Below are 21201 nucleotides of genomic sequence, written 5' to 3' on the forward strand. Positions count from 1 at the left end.
CTCGCGGCGGTGCGGCCGCCGGCCGGCTCAGCCCGCCCGCTCGCGGACGACGGCGGCGATGTCGAGCCGCCGCACCGCCCGCACCGCCGGGATCTGCGACAGCAGCGAAGCACCCGCCACCGCGAGGCAGGCCCCCAGCACGACGGGCCATCCGATCTCCAGCTCCAGCGACAGCATGTCGCTGTCGAAGGAGCGCAGGAACTGCCACGCCGCGGCGAACCCGGCGGCGAGGCCCGCCGGCAGGGCCAGCAGCGTCGCCGTCAGATTCTCGGCGGCGAGCAGCGCGGCGATGCGGCGCAGGGACACGCCCGAGGCGCGCAGCGTCGCCAACTCTGCAGTGCGTTCCGCGACGTTGACGCTCATCGTCACGTAGACGACGGTCAGGGCCAGCACCCCGCCGAGCAGCATCATCACCCCGACGAACACCCAGAACAGCGCCATGTAGCGGTCGATCTGCCGCGCGACGGCCCGGGAGTCGGCGTAGGCGACGACGCCCTCGACCGCTGTGGCGTCCCGGCGTAGCCGGTCCGGGTCGGGTGCGTCCGCGCCCTTCGCGAAGCGCAGCGCGTATCCGGTGGAGGACGCGCCCGTCGCTTCCTCGACGGTCGTCCGCGTCGCGTACAGAGCCGAGCCCATCGGCTCGTCGACGAGGCCCGCGAGCCGCACCCGCTCCTCGCGGCCGTCGGCGGCGCGCAGCGTGACGTGGTCGCCGGTGGAGAGCCCCAGCCGCTCGGCGGCGCCCTTGCCCGCCAGTACGGCGCCGTCCCCGGGCAGCCGCCGCTCCCCGCCGTCCGGGGTGCGGAAGCCGTGCATCGACGTGCGCCGGTCGTAGCCCGTCAGCGCCGTGCTGTACGAGCGGTCCCCGTTCCGGGCGGTGACCTGGGCCGTCGCCACGGCCTCGACCGCCTCCACCCCGTCGATGCCGCGCAGCGCGGGCCGCGGGTCCCGGGCGCGCGGGTCGGCGGTGACGGTGGCGTCCTCGCGCTGTACCTCGCCGAACTGCACGTCCGTCGCCGCCTTCATGCTGCCCGCCATGCCCGCCGAGGTGAGCACGAGCACCAGCGCGAGCACGCTGCCCACCATCGAGGCGACGGTGCGGCGCCTGCTGCGGCCCAGCTCGCGCAGGGACAGCCGCAGCGTCAGCGGCAGCCGCCGGGCCCGCGCCAGCGCCCGGCTCCACCGCCCGGGCGGGCTCATCGTGCCGCCGTCGCCGCGCAGGGCCTCGGCCGGTGCGGTCCTCGTCGTGGCCCATGCCGGGGCCGCGCCGCCCACCAGCCCGACGAGCACTCCGAAGAGCGCACCCGTCGCCAGCACGGCCGGACGGTGTTCGACGAGCGTGTAGGGAATCCCGATCTCCGCGGTGTAGGCGTGCGTCATCGCCGGTGTCACCGCGGCGCCCAGCGCGACCCCCAGCACGGCGCCGGCCGTCCCCGCGAGCACGCCGTGGCCGAGGTAGTGGCGCGCCACCGTGGCGCGCGGGACCCCGGCGGCGAGGAACATGGCGATGACCTTCCGTTCGGAGAGCACCAGCCGGGTGATCAGGACGTACGCGGCGACGGCCGCCGCGGAGAGGAACAACACCGGGAAAGCGACGGAGAGTTGGGAGAATCCTTCGAGGTCGCCGTCGAGAGCCGAGTGGGAGGGGTGTTCCGAGCGCGGCTGGACCTCCGTGGCTCCGGCGGCGCGCATCCTCTCGGCGATGCGCTCTTCGGCCGCGCCCCCGTCGTCACGGGCTCCGCCGGACAGGCGCACCAGCGTCTGACTCGTCGCGGGGGCGCTGCCGGTGAGGCTTCGCAGAGAGGACTGGGGCGCGAAGACGACCGCGAAGTTGTGCGGGTCGCCGACCACTTGCTGGCGGCTCAGGGCCGGCCAGAGGTACTCGGGCGAGTCCGCCACGCCCCGTACGGTCACCGCGCGCCAGCGCTTCCCGTCGAAGACCTTCGCGGTGTCGCCGGGAGCGAGGCCGAACGTCTTCGCGGTGTGGCGCTCCACCAGCACGCCCCGGCTGTCGCCGCGCTTCGGGTAGTGCCCCTCGGTCACGTCGACCTTGTTCACGGCGGGCTGTGCGCCTGCCGGCAATCCCGCCACGCGGCCCAGCAGTTCGTCCTTCCCGAAGCGCACGGGCACGCGCGCCTGGGTACGGGTGGCCACCTCCGAGACCCCGCGCTCCGCACCGGCGGCCGCGGCCACTTCCGCCGGGTCGCCGCCGGAGGCCGTCAGGTCGGCGAAGTGCATGCGGGAGTAGGTGTGTTCATAGCTGGAGCCGAGGTTGCGGTAGGCGTCGTAGCTGGAGACGAAGAGGAGGACGCCGATCAGCACGGTCACGCCGACGGCGGCGAACTGCGGCAGCCGGCGCCGCAGATCACGCCGGGTCTTGTCGAGGAGGATCCGGTTCACGGCGGCTCACCACTCCACTGCGGCGACGTCGGCGGGTGCGTCGCACGTCGTGACGGATTCCACCCGGCCGTCCCGCATCGTCACGACGCGGTGGGCGATCCGCGCGATCGCGGCGTTGTGCGTCACCATCAGCACGCCTCTGCCCTGCCGGTTGGTCCGCTGGAGCAGCCGCAGGACCGACTTTCCCGTCGCCACGTCGAGCGCTCCCGTCGGTTCGTCGGCGAGGAGCAGGTCGGGGTCGGTGGCGAGGGCCCGGGCTATCGCGACGCGCTGCTGCTGACCGCCGGAGAGCTGCGCGGGAAAGGCGTCGAGCCGCTCGCCGAGCCCCACGGACTCCAGCAGCGCGACGGCCTCACGCCGTTCGCCGCGGCCGGTCAGCTCCACCATGACCTCGACGTTCTCCCGGGCCGTGAGGGTGGGCACGAGGTTGAAGAACTGGAAGACGAACCCGATGTGTTCACGCCGGAAGCCGGCGAGCCCCCGCGGGCGGCGCCCCGCCAGCTCCACTCCCGCCACCTCGGCCGAGCCGCCGTCAGGTGCCTCGATCCCGCCGAGCACGTTCAGCAGCGTCGTCTTGCCCGAGCCGCTCGGGCCCAGCACGACGACCAGTTCGCCCGGTCCGACGTCCAGGTCGACCCCGTCGAGGGCGCGGACGGCGGCTTCGCCGTCCCCGTAGGTCTTCGTCACGCCGCGCAGCCGGACGCCTCCGCGGGCCCCCGGCGGTGCGCCGGGTGCGGAGCCTTCTCCGGCAGTGCCTGCGGGGTTCACGGCGGCGTCGCCGCCGGTGGTGCTCATCGGTGCCACGGGTACCTCCTCGGAATGGGTGTGCGTGCGGTGCGCGGGCTGGGCGACGCGGCACCGCGCGCCGTCCCGGCCCGGCCGCCTGGCCGCATGACCACGGCAGGGAACGGCAGCCACGGCAGGGGACGCCGGCGGCGCGAGGGAACGTCAGCGGCGGCCGGTTCGTCTACTGGCGCCCGCGAGCCGGGCCAGTTGGTCGGTCACGGGAATCCGGGCGAGTGAAGGGTCGATCAGCCGGTGCAGTACGAGCCCGTCGAGTGCGGCGCCGAGCAGGAGCGCCGTCGCCTCGTGGTCCTCGCGGGCGGACGCCCCGCCGGGTTCCCCGGCTGGGACGGCACTGCCGGGTTCCCCGGCTGGGACGGCACTGCCGGACGCGGCACTGGCGGAGGCGAGCCAGTCGGCGACGGCCCCGCGCCATTCGCCCAGCAGCTCCGCCAGCTCTCCGCGCAGCCGCTCCACGCGGGTCGAGGCGAGCAGCATCTCGCTGAAGAGAACCGTCGAGGGGTCGGCGGCGGAGTAGGACGACATCAGCTCCAACACCTGCGTGACGCCCTCTTCCGGGTCGCCCGTCGAGGCCAGCAGCTCCGCCGCCGAGCCGACCTCGCGCCGTGCGGCTGCCAGCGAGGCCTCCACGAGCAGGTCCTCCACGGTGCGGAAGTGGTAGTGCACCAGCCCGGGCCGCAGCCCCGCCCGGTCGGCCGCGCGCCGCGTCGTCACCGCACCCCAGCCGTCCTCGACGATGAGCTGCGCCGCGGCGTCGAGCAGGCGCTGCCGGGTTTCCTGTCCGCGTTCCGACGAGGTCGGGGTCATCTCCACTCCACGGGACTTCGGGCGTCCGCTCGCCGGAGCGCTCCCCGGAACCGCGTGTCGGGGAGCCGCCGGTCCGGGCGGACTGATCGGGCAGTCGGCAACGGCGCAGGACGGCTTGGACATCTGCCTTGGCCGTTCGCCTTGGACGAATGCATTGGGCGTACGACCAAAACTATAGCCACGCCGGACGACGGAGCGCCAGCCCCCGCCGTCCGCGGAAGCCGGCAGCGGACTGCGGGTGCCTCCGGACGTGCCAAAATGAGCTGATCCGACAGGTGGAGGCCGGAGATGGTCGCAACGTGACGGAGATCCGTGCTTTCGCTGAGGCCGACCGGGCGGCGCTGCGCGAGCTCTTCAGCCGGGCCGGCGAGGGCGCTCCGACCGCCTCGCTGTGGGGGCACGAGGAGTCCGAAGCGGCGATCTACCTCGCCCCGTACATGGACCTGGTGCCGGACTCGCTGTTCGTGGCCGAGGTCGACGGCGAACTGGTGGGCTATCTGGCGGGCTGCCTCGACACCTCGTCGTTCCCCGGCCAGAGCCACCTCATGGCGGAGGCCATCCGCAAGCACAGGCTGGTCTTCCGGCGCCGCCCCGCGGCCTTCTTCGTGCGGAGCACGGGCGATCTGGTGCGGGCGGCGATCAGGCGGGAGCCCGTCGCGGGGGACTTCGTCGACGACCGGTGGCCCGCGCACCTGCACATCAACGTGGCGTCCGCGGCGCGGGGCACGGGCGCCGCGGACGGCCTGATGAACCGCTGGTTCGAGCGGCTGCGGGAGACCGGCTCGCCCGGATGCCATCTGCAGACCGTCGCCGAGAACGACCGGGCGGTGCGGTTCTTCCGACGAATGGGTTTCGCCGAGTACGGTCCGGCGCCCGTCGTCCCCGGTCTGCGGCACCACGGGAAGCGCGTGCACCAGCAGACGATGGTCTGGAGCCCGCAGGCCCCGCCGCCCGGCGGGACCCGGGGCGCCTCCGGGGGCGGTCCGTCCCGTACGCCGGGCGGCTTCTGAGACGGTGAGCGCTCCGCGCGGAGGGCGCCGTCGTGCCGTGGAGGCCGCTCCGGCTCAGCCGTCGGCGCCGAAGTTCGCCTCGACCTGACGGACCTCCGCGCCGCTGGGGGCCGAGTTGGTGCAGCGCGTGCCCGGCGACTTGCCGGACATCACGTTCGAGCAGGAACCGGGCTGCTTGTCCTCCAGCCCCAGCAGATGGCCCAGTTCGTGGGCCACGATCCGTGCCGGTGCGTATCCCTGTTCGAGGGCCTCGCGGCCGATCTCGACGGTGCCGCGTCCCAGGTTCGCCCCCGCCGGGTCGGCGCCCGGCCATCCCTTGACGACGGTGACGCGGATGTCCGCCTTCGCACCGTCGGAGGCGGGCCGCAGCCGCACGTTGCGCACGCGGTCGTTCCACGAGGCGGCGGCGTCCCTCACCGCGTCCGCGTACTCGCCGGCCGGACGGGCGTCGTAGGTCACCACCGAGACGGCGCCCTTGCCCTGCCCGGCCGGCGCGGACCGCGGCACGGCGCCCACGACGTCGTCCACGGGCCAGACCGCCGCGGCTTCCTCGCCCTGGCCGGCCTGCCCGCCCGAGGCCGCGGCACCGGCCGACTCCCCGATGTCGCCGTCCCTGCGCGTGTCCGTGCCGTCGCGGCTCACGCCGGACGGGTCCTCACCGGAACGTGTCCCCGCGGAATCCCCGAGTTCGCCGTCGATGGAGGTGGCGCTCCCCACCTCCGGAGGGGGCGAGCTCTGGGGCTCCCCGCTGCCGCAGGCCGCGAGGGCCAGCATCGACAGGGGCAGGCAGGCCGTCGCCCACTTCCTCGGTCCGCTACGCATCGTGCATCTCCCTGCAGGGTCAAGTCCGTTGTCAAGGGGGTGCCTGCCGCGGGGCTCCGGGCGCTGCCCGGTACGGCGGTCCCGCGGCGTTCGCCACTCACCCGGCAGGGCGGGGCCGCTTCCGCCGGGGAATTGATGTGCATGACATTACTAGCGGGCCGGATCGCTCTTGTCGGGGGATTCGTGTCAGAGCGCACAACTACCGAGGTTCGGCACTCTTGGTGCCGCCTCCGGTCAGGGGCTGGTCAAGCCGGTGCCGGTGCGGCAGTCGCCGACGAGCGGGGGCGGCAGCGGATGTGGCGTGATCCGCGGCGTGATCGCCGGGCGGCACTCACTCCGCGCGAACCTCAACCGCCTGAGCAGTAACTCACCACGGGACTGCTGCCGTTCGGCGGTCTGCGCACTGCACACTGCGCACTGCGCACGTGGCGGGAGATCAGCGCCGGTTCAGGGGTGGTCGAGGAGCGGCCGAGGGCGATCCGTCCGAGTGCGCGTCCGCATCCGTCCGGCCCGCGTCCGCATAGGCTCGGCCCATGGACGTCACCGTGCGGCCGGCCTCCGAGGCGGAGCTGCCCGAACTGCTGGCCCTCTACGGCGAGTTGAACCCTGACGACGCCCCGCTGCCCAGGGCGTCCGCCGAAGCCGTGTGGCAGGCCGTCGCGGGGCAGCGCGGGCGCACCGTCCTGGTGGCGGACGCCCTGGGCGCCGTGGCCGGGACGGCGGACTGCCTCGTCATGCCGAACCTCACTCGCGGCGGCCGTGGCGTGATGTTCGTGGAGAACGTCGTGGTGGCCGGGGCCTTCCGGCGCACCGGCGTCGGGCGACGGCTGCTGGAGGCCGCCGTGCGGCTGGGCGAGGCGGAGGGGTGCTACAAGGTGCAACTCCTCGCGGCGGACGACGAGTACGTCCACGCCTTCTACGAGGCGTGCGGCTTCTCCGCCCTCGCGCAGGGGTTCCGCCGCTACCTCCCTTAGGGCGTGTCTGACAAATCCCGCCTGGCTCGCGCCGCCTGGCACGCACGTCTGCTGCGTTGTCGGACCGACCGAGTAGCCCACTACGAGGACGGACCTCCGCCTTGCATCCGCCCGCACCAGACGACGCGAGCCCCGCCCTCCGGGCGAACGGCGCCATTTGTCAGACAGCCCCTAGAGCGTCAACTGCCGCCGCCCCGGCCGTCAGTGCCTGCTGGCGGGCCGCCGTCCCGGCGGCTGGGACGGCCCCGGACGGCGCGCCGGCCGCTCGACCTTCCGCCGGCGCGGTTCGTTGCAGATCACGGTGAAGCGCTCGCCGTAGTGGCACACCTCCATGGGCGAGCCCTGCACCAGCGTGTAGACCGCGGCGGAGTCCTCGATCTCCACTCGCAGCCGCCGGCCCTTGACCTGCACCGAGAAGGCGAGCCGGGAGAGCCGCTCCGGCAGCTTCGGCGCGAACTCGAGGAGGCCGTCGTAGTGGCGCATGCCTCCGAAGCCCTGGACCAGCGCGATCCACGTGCCCGCGAGCGAGGCGATGTGCAGTCCGTCGCGGGTGTTGTTCTCCAGGTCGAAGAGGTCCATGAGCGCCGCTTCGCCCAAGTAGTCGTACGCCAGCCGCAGATGACCGACCTCGGCCGCCATCACCGCCTGCCAGCACGCCGACAGGGAGGAGTCCCGGACGGTGAGCTGCTCGTAGTACTCGAAGTTGCGGGCCTTCTGGTCGGCGTCGAACATCTCGCCGTGCTTGCACATGGCGAGGACGAGGTCGGCCTGCTTGACGACCTGCTTGCGGTACAGGTCGAAGTACGGGAAGTGCAGCATCAGCGGATACTCGTCCTCCGCCGTCCCCGCGAAGTCCCACACCTGGTGCCCGGTGAAGCCCGCCGACTGCTCGTGCACGCCCAGGTCCTGGTTGAAAGGCAGCGCCACGGCGTCGGCGGCGTCGCGCCACGCGGCCGCCTCCTCGTCGTCGACGCCGAACGCCGCGGCCTCCTCCGGATGCCGCTCGATGACGTTCGCGGCCTGCCGCAGGTTCTCCCGTGCCATCAGGTTCGTGTAGACGTTGTCGTCCGCGACGGCGCTGTACTCGTCCGGCCCGGTGACTCCGTCGAAGTGGAAGGCGCCCTGGTGGTCGTGGTGTCCGAGGGAGTGCCACAGGCGTGCGGTCTCCACCAGGATGGGCACGCCCGTCTCCCGCTGGAAGTCCTCGTCGCCGGTCGCCTCGACGTACCGGACCACGGCGTCGGCGATGTCGGCGTTGACGTGGAACGCGGCCGTTCCGGCGGGCCAGTACGCCGAGCACTCCGAGCCGTCGATAGTCCGCCACGGGAACACGGCGCCGCGCAGGCCCAGTTGCTCCGCGCGGGCACGGGCGGCGGGCAGCGTGTCGTACCGCCACCGCAGCGCCTCGGCCACCGAATGGGGCGAGGTGTAGGTCAGCAGGGAGAGCACGAACGTCTCGGTGTCCCAGAAGGAGTGGCCGTCGTAGCCGGACCCGGTCAGCCCCTTCGCCGGGATCGCCCGCTGCTCGGCACGGGCGCCGGCCTGGAGCACGTGGAAGAGGCCGAAGCGCACCGCCTGCTGGATCTCCGCGTCGCCGTCCACCTCGACGTCCGAACGGGCCCAGAACTCGTCGAGGTACGCACGCTGCTGGTCGGCGAGGCCCTGCCAGCCCGTGCTGCGCGCACCCGCGAGGGCGGCGTCGACCTGGTCGCGGACCGCCGGAAGCGAGCGGACGCTGGACCAGCCGTAGGAGACCATCTTCTCCAGCCTCAGCGGTTCCCCCGGCCGCAGCACCGAAGTGACCGTCAGGCGGCTGACGTTCTCCCCGCTCTCGCTCGAAGCGCGCGTGGATTCGGGCCCGTCGACGAAGTGGTCGGCCGCCGTCGCGACCCGCAGCCCGCTGCGTCGGGTGGAGTGCACGAGGCGCAGCCGGTGTCCCGACGCGAGGTTCTCCTCCGGCGCCAGCGGCGACTCCAGGGCGGCGGCGGTGCGGGGATCGCCGGGCGTGTGGGGGAGCTGCTCGTTGGTGACGAGCTCGGACTGGACGACGACGCGCACCTCCTCGTCCAGCGGCTCCACCTCGTAGGCGACGGCGGCGATGGCGCGCTGCGTGAAGGAGACCAGGCGCGTGGAGTGCACCCGCACGGTCCTCCCCGCCGGGGAGGTCCATTCGCAGGTCCGGCTCAGCACTCCGTTGCGGAGGTCGAGGACGCGCTCGTGGGAGCGCAGCCGCCCGTAGCGGACGTCGAAAGGCTCGTCGTCGACGAGCAGGCGGATGATCTTGCCGTTGGTGACGTTGATGACGGTCTGGCCGGACTCGGGATAGCCGTAGCCCGCCTCGGCGTACGGCAGCGGGTGCAGCTCGTGCACGCCGTTGAGGTATGAGCCGGGCAGGCCGTGCGGCTCGCCTTCGTCGAGGTTCCCCCGCCAGCCGACGTGGCCGTTGGAGAGCGCGAACACGGACTCGCTCTGCGGCAGCACGTCCAGGTTGAGCCCCGTCTCGCGCAGCAGCCAGGGTTCGCAGGCGTACGCACGGTGCCTGATCATGAGCGTCCCTCCAGCTCGGCGAGGTCTTCGACGACCGTGTCGGCGCCGTGGGCCCGCAGGGCCTCGGCCTGCCCGACGCGGTCCACGCCGACGACGTAGCCGAAGCGGCCCGCGCGGCCCGCGTCCATCCCGGCCTGCGCGTCCTCGAAGACGGCGCAGGCGGCCGGGGCCTCACCGAGGTCGCGGGCGGCGGCGAGGAAGGTGTCGGGGGCGGGTTTGCCCGGCAGCCCGCGCTCGCGGGCGACCACACCGTCGATCCGTGCATCGAACATGTTCTCGATGCGGACGGCGGCGAGGATGTCGCGGCAGTTGGCGCTGGAGGAGACGACGGCGGTCTTCAGCCCGGCGTCTCGCACCGTGCCCAGGTACCGGAGGGAGCCGGGGTACGCGTCGACGCCGTCCTTGTGGATCCTGGCCAGCAGCAGTTCGTTCTTGCGGTTGCCCAGCCCGTTGACGGTCTCCTCGCCGGGGCCGTCGTCCGGCGAGCCCTCGGGCAGCTCGATGCCGCGGGAGGCGAGGAAGGTGCGGACGCCGTCGGCGCGGGGACGGCCGTCGACGTACCGGTCGTAGTCGTCGTCGGAGAAGGGGCGGAAGGCGTCGCCCTCGCGGTGCCCGAGGAAGTCGTCGAACATCTCCCGCCACGCGGCGGCGTGGACCACGGCCGTCCTGGTGATCACCCCGTCGAGGTCGAACAGGCAGGCGCGGATTGACTGAGGCAGGCCCGGCGTCGTCATGCGGGGCCGGGTCCCCGTCAGGCGGTGTTTGCATGCCTGCCCGGCCGCCGATTCCCGCGACCGCCGGACGGCCACCGCGCACCGCGGCCCCGCCGGTACACCCGCATGCTGGGCCGACCGGGGGAGCGGCGCGCCGGAGACGCAGCGATGAGGGGCTCAGTGGTGAGGGGCTCAGTGGTGAGAGGCGCAGCCACGGGTCCGCGCCGCAGCCCGCCGTCCGCCCCCGGTCAGAGCTGTGACGCCGAGTGCGCGATGAGGTCCAGGCCCAGGGGCGTGCACCAGTGCAGTACGGCCTTGCCGTCGCGGAGGCTGGTGACGAGCCCGGCTTCTCGGAGCGCTTTCGCGTGGGTCGAGACGGAGGCCGTGCTGACCCCCAGTTCTCGGGCGGCCTCCGTGGTGGTGAACTGCCTGGTCAGCAGGCGGAGCACCGCTGCGCGGGTCGAGCCGAGCAGGGCCGCCAGGCGGTCGCGCTCCGTGGGGCCGTCCAGCAGGGGGACCGGCGTCAGCGCCGGATAGATGAGGACCGTCGGCTGCCCCTCGTGGCAGGCGACCAGCGGCCGGCCCGTCCAGTACAGGCTCGGCTGGAGGACGAGCCCCCTCCCTCCGAGATGGATCTCCACATCCCGCGGGTAGTCGGCCTCCAGCGTCGCGCCCCGCCAGCGCAGCCCGGGGGCCAGGCCCGTCAGGGTCTCCCGGAGGCCGCGGTGGACGAGCCGACGGCTGCGCCAGGCGATCTCCGTGCGGAACCCGGCCTCCAGCCGCGGCCAGGCAGGGGTGACCAGATGGTCGTGGGCGCCGCGCATGGCCTCGGCCAGCTCCTCCCACGCGGCCTGCTCCTTGTCGGCCAGCCGGCGCAGCCACGAGGTGACGGGACGGTCGACGGCGCACACGCGGCGCAGCTCGGAGCGGGCGATCTCCCGGGGAGTGGACATGATCCGCTCGACGCCGTCCTCGATGCCGAACCCCGGCGGATCGAGGAAATGCGGCCCGGCCCCGCTGTCGGAGAGCAGTTCACGCAGCGCACCCACGTGCCGGGGCAGTGACGCCCTGTGCCGCTGCTGCCAGCGTCCGAGACCGGCCCGGGGGTCGGCCCGCCGCAGCATCATGAAGGCAAGGCAGGTCTCGAGAAGGGGCGAGGGCTCCTCGGCCGTGGAGACCTGCAGCAGATCCTCGACCGTGAAGTGCAACCGCAGCATGCCGCCTCCCGGCCCTTCCGCCGGAGAGTCCGCCCGCGGTGGTGTCCACGGCAGCGGTACGGTCAACGGCGCACGTTTCAGCCTCAGTTGAAAGCATCGCACTTCTCCGCCGCTGCGAAGACCATCAACGAAGCCGCGACCTCGGGCAGTTGCACGGCGGTGCACTGCCGTACCGGTACGTCCGGGGGGAGGCGGAAGCGCGTCCGCGGGTCTCCGACGAGCGGCCGGGAGCCGCACCAGGGCGCGCGAGCGAGGGGGGACGGCCCGGTCCCGCATGCGTGGGGGTGCTGCGGGGCCGGCGCCGTGCCGGCCCCGCGCGCCCTCAGCGCAGCATCTCGACCTCGGAGAGCGTCACTTCGCCGGTCGGTACGAGCCTGTAGTGCCGGTACGTCCCCGGGGCGGCGATCGCGAACACCCGGGTCTGGCGGTCCCAGCGGAACGTCTCGTCCTTCCGGCGGTCGACCGTCTTCCACTCCTCGCCGTCGTGGGAGCCCTCCAGGACCCAGCCGCGTGGTGCGTCCTTCCTGTCGGTCCCCGAGGTGAGCGTGTACGAGGCGACCCGCTCGTCCCGCTTCCCGGGCCGGACCTCGAACTCTGCCTGGGAGAACGCCTTCTGGCTCTCCGACGTGTCGTCGAGGAGAGGGTCGTCCTTGCCCGGTACCGTCACGTCGCTTGGCGGCGAGGGGACCTTGCCGTCCTTCGTGATGGAGGACGGGGCGTTCTTCTCGCCGGTGCCCCACCTGGAGGGCTCGGGCCCCATGTCGAACTCCAGCGTCCCGCCGCGGGCCAGCAGCTTGTGCGGCAGCGAAGTGGAGTGCCAGGCCTTGCCGTTGACCCGCAGCCCCTGCACGTAGACGTTGCGGGCGCTGTTGCGCGGAGCCTTCACCACGAGGTCCCGGCCGTTCTCCAGGTGCACCGTGGCCTTGGTGAACAGCGGGGAGCCGACGGCGTATTCGGGGGAGCCCATCACGAGCGGGTAGAAGCCCAGCGCGCTGAAGACGTACCACGCCGACATCTCGCCGTTGTCCTCGTCGCCCGGGTAGCCCTGCCCGATCTCGCTGCCCAGGTAGAGGCGTGAGAGGACGTCCCGGACCTTCTGCTGCGTCTTCCAGGGCTGTCCCGCGGCGTCGTAGGTGTACGCGGCGTGGTGCGAGGGCTGGTTGCTGTGCCCGTACATGCCCATGCGCACGTCACGGGCCTCCGTCATCTCGTGGATGACGTCGCCGTACGATCCGGCGAACTCCTTCGACGCGGTCTCGGGGGTGGAGAAGTAGGCGTCCAGCTTCTTCGCCAGTCCCTTCCTGCCGCCGTAGAGATTGGCGAGGCCCTTGGTGTCCTGGGGAGCCGTGAACGCGAAGCTCCACGCGTTGGTCTCGGTGTAGTCGTGGCCCCACACCCGCGGATCGAACTCGCCGGGCGGAAGGCGCCATTCGCCGTCCGCGTCCCTGCCCTGGAAGAAGCCGACATCGCCGTCGAAATGCTTCACGTAGTTGCGGGCCCGGCCGAGGAAGTACTCCGCTTCGGCCTTGTAGCGCGCTTTGCGGGTCTTCTCGTACAGGGTCTCCGCCATGCGGGCGATGCCGAAGTCGTTGAGATATCCCTCCAGCGCCCAGGACATGCCCTCCTTCGTCCCGGTGCTCGTGTAGCCGAGGAAAGGCGAGGTCGCCATGCCCTTGCGTCCCACTCCGGACTCCGGCGGGACGACGGTGGCGTTCTTCACGGCCGCCTCGTACGCCGCCTCGGCGTCGAACTCGACACCCTTGGCGTAGGCGTCGGCGAACGCCACGTCGGAGGAGGTTCCCGTCATCAGGTCCGCGTAGCCGGGCGAGGACCACCGGGAGATCCACCCGCCGTCCTTGTACTGCTGGACGAAGCCGTCGGCCATCCGTCCCGCACGGCGCGGTGTGAGCAGGGAGTACGCCGGCCACGTCGTGCGATACGTGTCCCAGAAACCGTTGTTGACGTACATCCCGCCGTCGACGACCTTCGAGCCGGTGTGCGTCGGGGTGTCCTCACCCGTGGGCTTCGAGAACGGACTTGCGTAGCGGAGCCGCGAACCGACCCGCTCCGAACCGGAGTTGGGGTAGAGGTAGAGGCGGTACAGGCTGGAGTAGAGCGTGGTGAGCTGGTCCGGGCCGGCGCCCTCGACCTCGATGCGCCCCAGCAGTTCGTCCCACTGGCGCTGCGCGCGGTCCCGCGTCCGGGAGAAGGAGTCGCCGGACGGTATCTCCCGCGTCAGGTTCGCCTTCGCCTGCTCGACGCCGATCAGCGACGTCGCGATGCGCATGGTGACGGTGCGGTCCGCGCCGGGATCGAAGCGCAGATAGCCCGTGACGTCCTTGCCGCCGCCGCCCTCCAGCCTGCCGCCGCCGGTGACGGCGGAGTCGAACTCGGCGTACACGAACATGCGGGTGGCGCCGGTCGACGACTTGCTCTTGACGTCGGAGAAGCCGCTGACGGTCCCGTTCTTCTCGTCGAGGGTCAGCCCGCCGCGGCCGTCGACGTTGTCGAAGACGAGGTTCGCGTCGTCACCGGGGAACTCGAACCGCATCATCGCGGCATGGTCGGTCGGCGTGACGTCCGTCCTGAGGCCGTTGTCGAAGGTGACGCCGTAATGGTGAGGCCGTGCCGTCTCGTTGTCGTGGCTGAAGGACAGCTCGCGTGCCTTCCGGGACGCGTCCGGCTTGCCGGCGGCCGTGGAGGGCATGACCTGGAAGGTCTGCCGGTCGCCCATCCAGGGGCTCGGCTGGTGGCTGGCGCTGAACGCCTGCAGGGTCGGCCGGTTGTCCTCGTTGTTCTTGCGCGCGTACTCGTAGAGCCAGTCAGTGGACCCGGCGTCGGTCACCGGCGTCCAGAAGTTGAAGCCGCCGGGAACGGCGGTGGCGGGGAAGGTGTTGCCGCGGGAGAAGTCGCCGCTGGAGAGGGTGCCGCGCGTGGTCCGCACGTAGTCGGACGGGTGGGTGAGCTTCTTGACGGGTGCCTTCGCCGCGAGGGAGACGTCGTCGACCCAGCCCCTGAAGTCGGCCTCGCCCTTCGGGGAGTCGTACGCCACCAGGATCCGGTCGACCGTCTTGCCCGCGGCGACGGCGCCGATGTGCGACTCCCGGTTGTTCCACTGGTTCGCGTACAGCGTCCTGGCCGCCGCCTGGCCCTGCGGCGTCAGCTTCGCGCCGTGCTGGTCCTTGGCGCCGAGGTCGCTGAGGTAGGTGCCGTCGGTGAAGGCGAGGTCGAGGGCGGCATGGGTGGCCGGATAGTCCAGATCGGTCGCGGGCAGCTCCGGGAAGAGCTTGTACGAGAGCGTGGTGCGCGGTGTGACGCGGACGTCCACGTCGAAGACGCGGTTGTAGGAGTAGCCGGGGCCTTTCGCGGTGTGTTTGCCCGCGTAGCGCAGAGCGTGCAGGCCGGTGAATCCCGCGTCCTTCTTCGCGGTGGGGGACTCGGCGGGGCCGGTGCCGGTGCGGCTGCTCATCCCCTCCGTGCCCGGTTCGGACTCCCGCTCGACGCCGTTGGTCTTCTTCTCGCCGCCGGGGGTGGTCTCGACGCTGTCGCGCCAGTCGGGACGCGGATCGTCCGGCTCGAAGGAGGAGTGGAAGCTGTCGGACGCGCCCGGCTCCGGAGGTGCGGCGGCAGCGGGGCCCTGAGCGCCCATCGCGAGCGCGGTGAACACGAGGACTGCCGCTGCGAGAAGGGCCGTGGGCCTCACCGGACCCCTGAGTCTTCGGCTGCGCTGCCGCACGTGACCCTCTCCCGAGTTTGACATCGTTGTCCGACAGTGGTGCAGAGGAACAGTAATGTCGGCGTGACGCGGGATGTCAAGAGCGTCCGAAGTATCCGCAGTTGGAATCCGGGTGGCCCGGCCGGGAAGCGGCACGGCCGGGCCACCCGGAAGTTCAGAGCCAGCCGCGTTTGCTCGCGATGCAGGCGGCGTCGAAACGGTTGCGGCCGCCCAGCTTCTTGATCGCACTGGAGGTCAGATTGCGGACGGTGCCGGGGGAGAGGAAAAGCTCCGCGGCGATCTCCCTGACGGGTGCTCCGTCCGCTGTCAGCCGCAGTACCTCGCGCTCCCTGTCGCTGAGGGACTGCCGCGCGGGTGAGGGCTGCCGTATGACGGTCTGGTCGATGCTGGTGCAGTCGGCGACGAGGCCCTTTATCGCACGTACCAGATGGGTCAGTCCCGCATTGTCCGGAACGACGCTGAAAAAGCCGTTCGACGGGACTTTCTCCATCGTGCCCCTGCCCGGATCGGTGCCTATGACGGCGATGCCGCACTGGGGGGCCACGGCCCGCAGTTCGTCCGCGAGGGAGAGTTCGTCGCTGCTGGAGGAGACCGAGCCGAGAACGGTGACCGCGGGGAGTAAACGCACGACGGCGGGGACTATTTCCCGGCTGTCATTGACGATCTCCACGACGTCGAAGTCATGGACGTGCCGGAGTGTTTCAGCGATAGCTTCCGAAAACAGACGTCTCTCATCGCCGATAACAATACGAGTACTCATTTGTAAAGTCCCCCGTCGAGGCCCACAGGTCAGTAGCCCAGCGTCCCTGTACGTTTTCATATTCTGAATGAAGCGGTCAATGCCTGTGCTGACCCCGGTGCTGCCCGACTGAAGGCGGATCCAGCCTTATGTCCGTTTTAGAAGTGACGACTTCCGGCCGCTTCCGTGCTTTCAGTTGTCAATACCAATCGAAACACGTATGTGAAGATCGAGAATGCCGGAAACGATAAGCGGGCTTCGCGTTTGCGAGTAGCAATGCTTAAGACTGCAAAGCGGAACGTGATCCGCCGTCGGCCGGTCACGCGAGCGGCAGCTCCATGAGGTCCTCGACGGTGACCGGCATCTTGCGGACGCGCCTGCCCGTAGCGTGGTGGACGGCGTTGGCGATGGCCGCGTTGGCCCCCACCTGCCCGATCTCGCCGACGCCCTTGACGCCCAGCGGATTGACCTCCCGGTCCTCGACCTCGACGAGTTCCACCGCGACGTCCGGCGCGTCCGCGTTCACCGCCACCAGGTAGTCGGCCAGGCTCGCGTTGACCCAGCGGCCCGTCCCGTGCTCCATGTGGTTGGCCTCCAGGAGGGCCTGGCCGAGGCCCCAGAGCATCCCGCCCATGAGCTGGCTGCGCGCCGTCCTGGCGTTGAGGACGCGCCCCGGTGCGAAGGCGCCGGTCATACGGCGCACCCGTACCAGTCCGAGCTCCGGGTCCACCGCGACCTCCGCGAACTGGGCGCCGAAGGTGGTCGTCGCGTACGGCGCGTCCATGCCCGGCGGATGCCACGTCCCCGAGGCCTCGGCGTCCGGACGGTGGTTGCGGCGCAGCAGGTCCGTGTAGGGCTCGGTGGCGGGGCCGGCCGTCATCCGGCCGTCGTGGACGGCCACTTGGGAGGGGTCCGCTCCGTGCAGGGGTGACCCCGGGTCCGCGACGGCCTCGCCGACGAGCTGCTCGCGAAGGGCCGTCGCCGCCGTGTGGACGGCGGCGCTGATCATGCCCGCGCCCGCGGAGCCCACGGCGGCGGCGATGCCGGGGAAGTCGGTGTCGCCCTTCTCGAAGCGGCAGCGTGAGACGGGCACCCCCAGGGCGTCGGCGGCGACCTGCGCCATCGCGGTAGCCACGCCGGTGCCGAACTCGGGGGTCGCGGCCTGTACGACGACGCTGCCGTCCGCGTAGATCCGTGCCCGCGCGCGCTGCGGCGTGCCGGGCGCCGGTGCCGGGTAGCCGGCGGCGGCCATGCCCGTACCGATGAGCCAGGCGCCCTCCCGACGGACCCGCGGCTCGGGGTCCCGGTCGTACCAGCCGAAGCGGGCGGCCCCGCGCTCGAAGCACTCCTCGAGGCCGTTGCTCGACCAGGGACGTCCCGAGGCGGGGTCGGCGGACGCGAGGTTGCGCAGCCGCAGCTCCACCGGGTCGATTCCGAGCCGGCAGGCGAGCTCGTCCATGGCGCACTCCAGGGCGAACATGCCGGAGGAGTCGCCGGGGCCGCGCATGAACGTGGGCGTCATGGTGTTCGCGCGGAAGAGCCGGTAGGAGCCCTCGTAGTTCGGGCAGGCGTACATCTGCGCCGCCGTCTGCAGCGAAGGCTCCGCCCAGTCGTCGAAGGGCGAGGTGGGGGAGAGCTTGTGGTGGCTGAGTGCCGTGAGCTTCCCGTCGTGCGTCGCGCCGAGCGCGATGTGCTGCTCCTGCTCCTCGCGGTGGCCGCAGGAGGTGAACATCTGCTCGCGGGTGAGGGCGAGTTTGACGGGTCGTCCGACGGCGCGGGCGGCCATGGCGGCGAGCGCCGGGTGGTGCCAGACCATCGCCTTGCAGCCGAAGCTGCCGCCCACGTACGGGCTCACGACGCGGACCTTCGACAGCGGGACGCCGAGGAGGGCCGCCACGGTCAGCTGGGTGGCGGTGACGCCCTGGGTGCCGTCGTGGAGGAGCAGCTCGTCGCCGTCCCACACCGCGGTGGTGCCCGAAGTCTCCAGTGGATTGTGGTGGTTGGCGGCGAACCGGTACGTCCCCTCCACGCGCACGGATGCCTGTGCGAGGCCCGCGGCGACGTCTCCGCGCGAGTTGCGGGCGGGAAGGAAGCCGCCGAAGATCGCCTCGGGCTCGTACGCCTGGTCGCGCCCCTGCTCGATGCCGGTGAGCGGTTCCGACTCCTCGTACTCGATCCGCAGCAGCGAGGCCGCGTGCTGTGCGCGTTCGTGGGTGTCGGCGACGACGAGGGCGACGTGCTGGCCCGCGTAGTGCACGGCGTCGTCCTGCATCGGGAAGAACGTCTCCCCGGGGGCGGGACCCCCGAAGAGGGAGGGCACGAGGGGCGGCTGTCCGGCGATCCGCGGCAGGTTCTCGTGTGTGAGGACGGCCAGCACGCCTGGCTCCTCCCAGGCGGCCGAGGCGTCGACGGACAGGACGCGGCCGCCGGCGACACGTGCGCCCACGAGGCACGCGTGGGCCATGCCGGGCGCGGGGAACTCGGTGGGGTAGCGCGCCGCTCCGGTGACCTTGGGGCGTCCGTCGACGCGGGTGAGGGGCTGTCCGATCGCCGTCGTCATGACGTTCTCCCGTTCGCCGTGAGGGTCTCCAGGACGCGGACGGCCACGCGCTGCGCGAGGTCGACCTTGAAGGCGTTGTCGCGGGTCGGATGCGCGTCCGCCAGTTCCACGCGCGCGGCCTCGGCGAACGCGTCGCGGGTCGCGGGGGCTCCGAGCAGCACGCCCTCCGCGCGGTGTGCGCGCCAGGGCTTGGTGGCGACGCCCCCGAGCGCGAGCCGCACGTCCGCGATCGTGCCGTCCACCAGTGAGAGGGCGCCCGCGGCGGAGGCGAGCGCGAACTCGTAGCTGGCCCGGTCGCGGACCTTGAGGTAGACGGAGCGGCGGGCGACGGGGGCGGAGGGCAGTTCGATCGCGGTGATCAGTTCGCCGTGCTCCAGCGGATGCTCGCGGTGGGGCGTGTGCGCGGGCGTCAGGAAGAAGTCGTCGATGCCGTAGACCTGTTCGCCGCTCCGGCCGAGGGTGTGGACGCGCGCGTCGAGAGCCGCGAGGGCGACTGCCACGTCGGAGGGGTGGGCGGCGATGCAGTGCGCGCTGGTGCCGAGTACGGCGTGGCCCCTGCTGAAGCCTTCCAAAGCGGAGCAGCCCGACCCGGGGTCCCTCTTGTTGCAGGGGGAGACGGCGTCCCGGTAGTACGTGCAGCGCACCCGCTGCAGCAGGTTGCCGCCCATGGTCGCCATGTGGCGCAGCTGCGGCGAGGCTCCGGCTTCGAGGGCCTCGGCGACGGCGGGGAAGCGCTCCCGTACGAGGGGGGAGGCGGCCACCTCGCTCATGCGGGCCAGCGCGCCGATGCGCAGGCCGCCGTCCGGTGCCTCCTCGACGCCCGTGAGGGGCAGGCCGGTGATGTCGACGAGGCGGCGGGGGGTGAGGACGTTCCTGCGCAGGAGGTCGATCTCGGTGGTGCCGCCGGCGAGGTAGTCGCTCGTCGGGTCGGCGCTGACGGTCGTGACCGCGCCGGCGGTGTCGTCGGCGCGGGAGTAGGTGATGGGCCGCACGGGACGTACTCCCTTTCTGAGGCGTCTTGTCGAGGAGCCGTCGGCCGGGGTCTTCCGGGAGGACCCGTACGGCCCGGCGGCCGGGTTCGGCGGTCGGGGCCGTCCGGTCAGGACCCGTCGCGGACGGCGCGGACGGCGGCGCGGATGTTGGGGTAGGCGGCGCAGCGGCACAGATTGCCGCTCATCCACTCGCCGATCTCGCCGTCGGCGGTGTGGCCTTCCGCCAGCAGCGCGACGGCGGCCATGATCTGGCCCGGGGTGCAGTAGCCGCACTGCAGGGCGTCCTCGGCGATGAACGCCTTCTGCATGGCGTGCAGTTCGCCGTCGGCGGAGAGCCCCTCGACGGTCGTGACCTCGTGGCCTTCGCAGGCCATGGCGAGCGTGAGGCAGGCCAGCACCCGCCGGCCGTCGATCCATACGGTGCAGGCGCCGCAGGCGCCCTGGTCGCAGCCCTTCTTGGAGCCGGTCAGCTCCAGGTGCTCGCGCAGGGCGTCGAGCAGGCTGACGCGCGGTTCGATGTGCAGGTGCCGCTCGGTTCCGTTGACCGACAGGGTGACGTTCACCGGCCCGGGGCCGCGCTCCTCGAGACCGGGGCCGTGTTCGGTGAGCTCCGGGCCGCGTACGGACATCTGCACAACCTCCGAATATCGGTGAATTCTTCGCATACTAGGACAATCGCCGGGCGATCCCTCGGACCGCGACGGGCCCCGACGGGACGCGAGATGCGGGGGCGGCCCGGGGCGTGACGCCGCCGGACCTTCAGGACGAGAGGGCCCCGCCCGCGCGGCGTACGCGTGCGGTCGGGGCGCACCGGAGGGCGAGCCGGGCGCCGCCCGGAGAACCCGGCCGCCTCTTCCCCGCTCAACTGTCCCTGCGCAGGCGGTGTGTGACGGCGCGGCGCAGGAAAGACATCGGGGTGCGGAAGCCCCGCGGCTGGGCGGCAGGAGGGCCGGCACATGACGGACGGGAGCGGCGAGGACCCCGACGGGCTGCTCGACCTGCGGGTCGATCAGCCGCACACGGCGCGCGTCTACGACTACTACCTCGGCGGGAAGTCGAACTACGAGGCGGACCGCGAGGCAGGCGACAGGGTCATCGCCGTGTGGCCGGGCGCACCGGTCGCGGCACGGACGAACAGGGCCTTCATGCACCGCGCGGGCAGGGTGCTGGCGGCCGAGTACGGCATCGACCAGTTCCTGGACATCGGCACGGGCATACCGACCGAGCCGAACCTCCACCAGGTCGTGCAGGACGAGAACCCGCACGCCCGCGTCGTGTACGTCGACAACGACCCCATCGTCCTCGCGCACGCCCGCGCCCTGATGGACAGTTCGCCCGAGGGCCGCACGGCCTACGTGCACGCCAGCGTCACCCGGCCGTATACCGTCCTCCGGGCGCCGGAGCTGACGCGCACGCTCGACCTGTCCCGGCCCGTCGCCCTGAGCGCGCTGGCGCTGCTGCACTTCGTGCCGGACGAGTCGGGCGCCCACGACGTCGTCGCGCGCCTCGTCGGCGCGCTGGCCCCGGGGTCGGCGCTCGTGCTCTCCCACGGGACCGGCGACTTCGACCGCGAGGCGATGGAGAAGGTGGCCCAGGTCTACAAGAGCAGCGGCACCACGGCTCAGGCGCGCAGCAAGGAGGAGTTCGCCCGCTTCTTCGAGGGGCTCGACCTGGTCGCGCCGGGCATCGAGGTCCCGCACCGGTGGCGCCCGGACGCTCCCGGCGCCGCCCGCATCGGCACCGAGCAGGACGCCGTCGACGACGCGACCGTGGGGCTCTGGGCGGGAGTGGCGATCAAACCCTGACGGACGGGGCGCCGGCCGCCCGCGGCGGCGGTGCACCCGCCGGTCGCCGCCCGGGACGACTCGGCCGTCCCGGGCACC

Annotated in this window: 15 protein-coding genes; 3 read left to right on the forward strand and 12 right to left on the reverse strand. The window is 72.2% G+C overall.

The features are described from left to right. Nucleotides 1-27: 27 nt before the first annotated feature. The 3 genes from IEY56_RS09230 to IEY56_RS09240 all read right to left on the reverse strand — a co-directional run bounded on the left by IEY56_RS09230 (nucleotide 28) and on the right by IEY56_RS09240 (nucleotide 4008). The gene (locus IEY56_RS09230; RefSeq protein ID WP_189036641.1) at nucleotides 28-2397 is read right to left on the reverse strand and encodes an FtsX-like permease family protein; all 2370 of its coding nucleotides are present in this window, start codon (nucleotides 2395-2397) and stop codon (nucleotides 28-30) included. Nucleotides 2398-2403: 6 nt separating this feature from the next. Then, the gene (locus IEY56_RS09235) at nucleotides 2404-3192 is read right to left on the reverse strand and encodes an ABC transporter ATP-binding protein (protein WP_189036804.1); all 789 of its coding nucleotides are present in this window, start codon (nucleotides 3190-3192) and stop codon (nucleotides 2404-2406) included. A gap of 153 nt (nucleotides 3193-3345) precedes the next feature. Next, entirely contained in the window at nucleotides 3346-4008 is a 663-nt protein-coding gene (locus IEY56_RS09240) for a TetR/AcrR family transcriptional regulator (protein WP_189036642.1), read from the reverse strand. Between the two features lie 299 nt (nucleotides 4009-4307). Here IEY56_RS09240 and IEY56_RS09245 point away from each other — a divergent pair, with 299 nt between their 5' ends. Next, nucleotides 4308-5018 (forward strand): GNAT family N-acetyltransferase, encoded by a 711-nt coding sequence (locus IEY56_RS09245; RefSeq protein ID WP_229711741.1) that lies wholly within the window; start codon nucleotides 4308-4310, stop codon nucleotides 5016-5018. A 54-nt stretch (nucleotides 5019-5072) separates the two neighbouring features. Here IEY56_RS09245 and IEY56_RS09250 read toward each other — a convergent pair whose 3' ends face one another. After that, on the reverse strand, nucleotides 5073-5840 hold the full coding sequence (locus IEY56_RS09250) for a snapalysin family zinc-dependent metalloprotease (RefSeq protein ID WP_189036644.1): 768 nt from the start codon (nucleotides 5838-5840) through the stop codon (nucleotides 5073-5075). A 533-nt stretch (nucleotides 5841-6373) separates the two neighbouring features. Here IEY56_RS09250 and IEY56_RS09255 point away from each other — a divergent pair. Continuing rightward, nucleotides 6374-6814: a GNAT family N-acetyltransferase gene (locus IEY56_RS09255; RefSeq protein ID WP_189036645.1), complete on the forward strand. Its 441-nt coding sequence runs from the start codon at nucleotides 6374-6376 to the stop codon at nucleotides 6812-6814. 201 nt (nucleotides 6815-7015) lie between these two features. Here IEY56_RS09255 and IEY56_RS09260 read toward each other — a convergent pair whose 3' ends face one another. The 8 genes from IEY56_RS09260 to IEY56_RS09295 form a co-directional block, all read right to left on the reverse strand. Continuing rightward, nucleotides 7016-9361 (reverse strand): glycoside hydrolase family 65 protein, encoded by a 2346-nt coding sequence (locus IEY56_RS09260; RefSeq protein ID WP_189036646.1) that lies wholly within the window; start codon nucleotides 9359-9361, stop codon nucleotides 7016-7018. Continuing rightward, entirely contained in the window at nucleotides 9358-10095 is a 738-nt protein-coding gene (locus IEY56_RS09265) for an HAD family hydrolase (protein WP_189036647.1), read from the reverse strand. The genes IEY56_RS09260 and IEY56_RS09265 overlap by 4 nt, the downstream gene beginning before the upstream one ends. A gap of 227 nt (nucleotides 10096-10322) precedes the next feature. Continuing rightward, nucleotides 10323-11291 carry an ArsR/SmtB family transcription factor gene (locus IEY56_RS09270; RefSeq protein WP_189036648.1) on the reverse strand — a complete coding sequence of 323 codons (969 nt, stop codon included), beginning with the start codon at nucleotides 11289-11291 and terminating at the stop codon, nucleotides 10323-10325. 322 nt (nucleotides 11292-11613) lie between these two features. Further along, a complete protein-coding gene (locus IEY56_RS09275; protein ID WP_189036649.1) occupies nucleotides 11614-15051 on the reverse strand; it encodes a GH92 family glycosyl hydrolase in 3438 nt (1145 codons plus the stop codon). Nucleotides 15052-15181: 130 nt separating this feature from the next. After that, nucleotides 15182-15655, reverse strand: coding sequence for a helix-turn-helix transcriptional regulator (locus IEY56_RS09280; protein ID WP_229711742.1), 474 nt, complete (start codon nucleotides 15653-15655; stop codon nucleotides 15182-15184). A gap of 430 nt (nucleotides 15656-16085) precedes the next feature. Next, nucleotides 16086-18326 carry a xanthine dehydrogenase family protein molybdopterin-binding subunit gene (locus IEY56_RS09285; protein ID WP_189036651.1) on the reverse strand — a complete coding sequence of 747 codons (2241 nt, stop codon included), beginning with the start codon at nucleotides 18324-18326 and terminating at the stop codon, nucleotides 16086-16088. After that, nucleotides 18323-19318 (reverse strand): FAD binding domain-containing protein, encoded by a 996-nt coding sequence (locus tag IEY56_RS09290; RefSeq protein ID WP_189036652.1) that lies wholly within the window; start codon nucleotides 19316-19318, stop codon nucleotides 18323-18325. Before IEY56_RS09290 ends, IEY56_RS09285 begins: the two co-directional genes overlap by 4 nt. 107 nt (nucleotides 19319-19425) lie before the next feature. Continuing rightward, nucleotides 19426-19947: a (2Fe-2S)-binding protein gene (locus IEY56_RS09295; RefSeq protein WP_189036653.1), complete on the reverse strand. Its 522-nt coding sequence runs from the start codon at nucleotides 19945-19947 to the stop codon at nucleotides 19426-19428. Nucleotides 19948-20274: 327 nt separating this feature from the next. Between IEY56_RS09295 and IEY56_RS09300 the strand changes: the two genes are divergently transcribed. Beyond that, a complete protein-coding gene (locus IEY56_RS09300) occupies nucleotides 20275-21123 on the forward strand; it encodes an SAM-dependent methyltransferase (RefSeq protein ID WP_189036654.1) in 849 nt (282 codons plus the stop codon). The last annotated feature ends 78 nt before the right edge of the window (nucleotides 21124-21201 follow it).

Source organism: Streptomyces daqingensis (assembly GCF_014645895.1).
GTDB lineage: Bacteria > Actinomycetota > Actinomycetes > Streptomycetales > Streptomycetaceae > Streptomyces > Streptomyces daqingensis.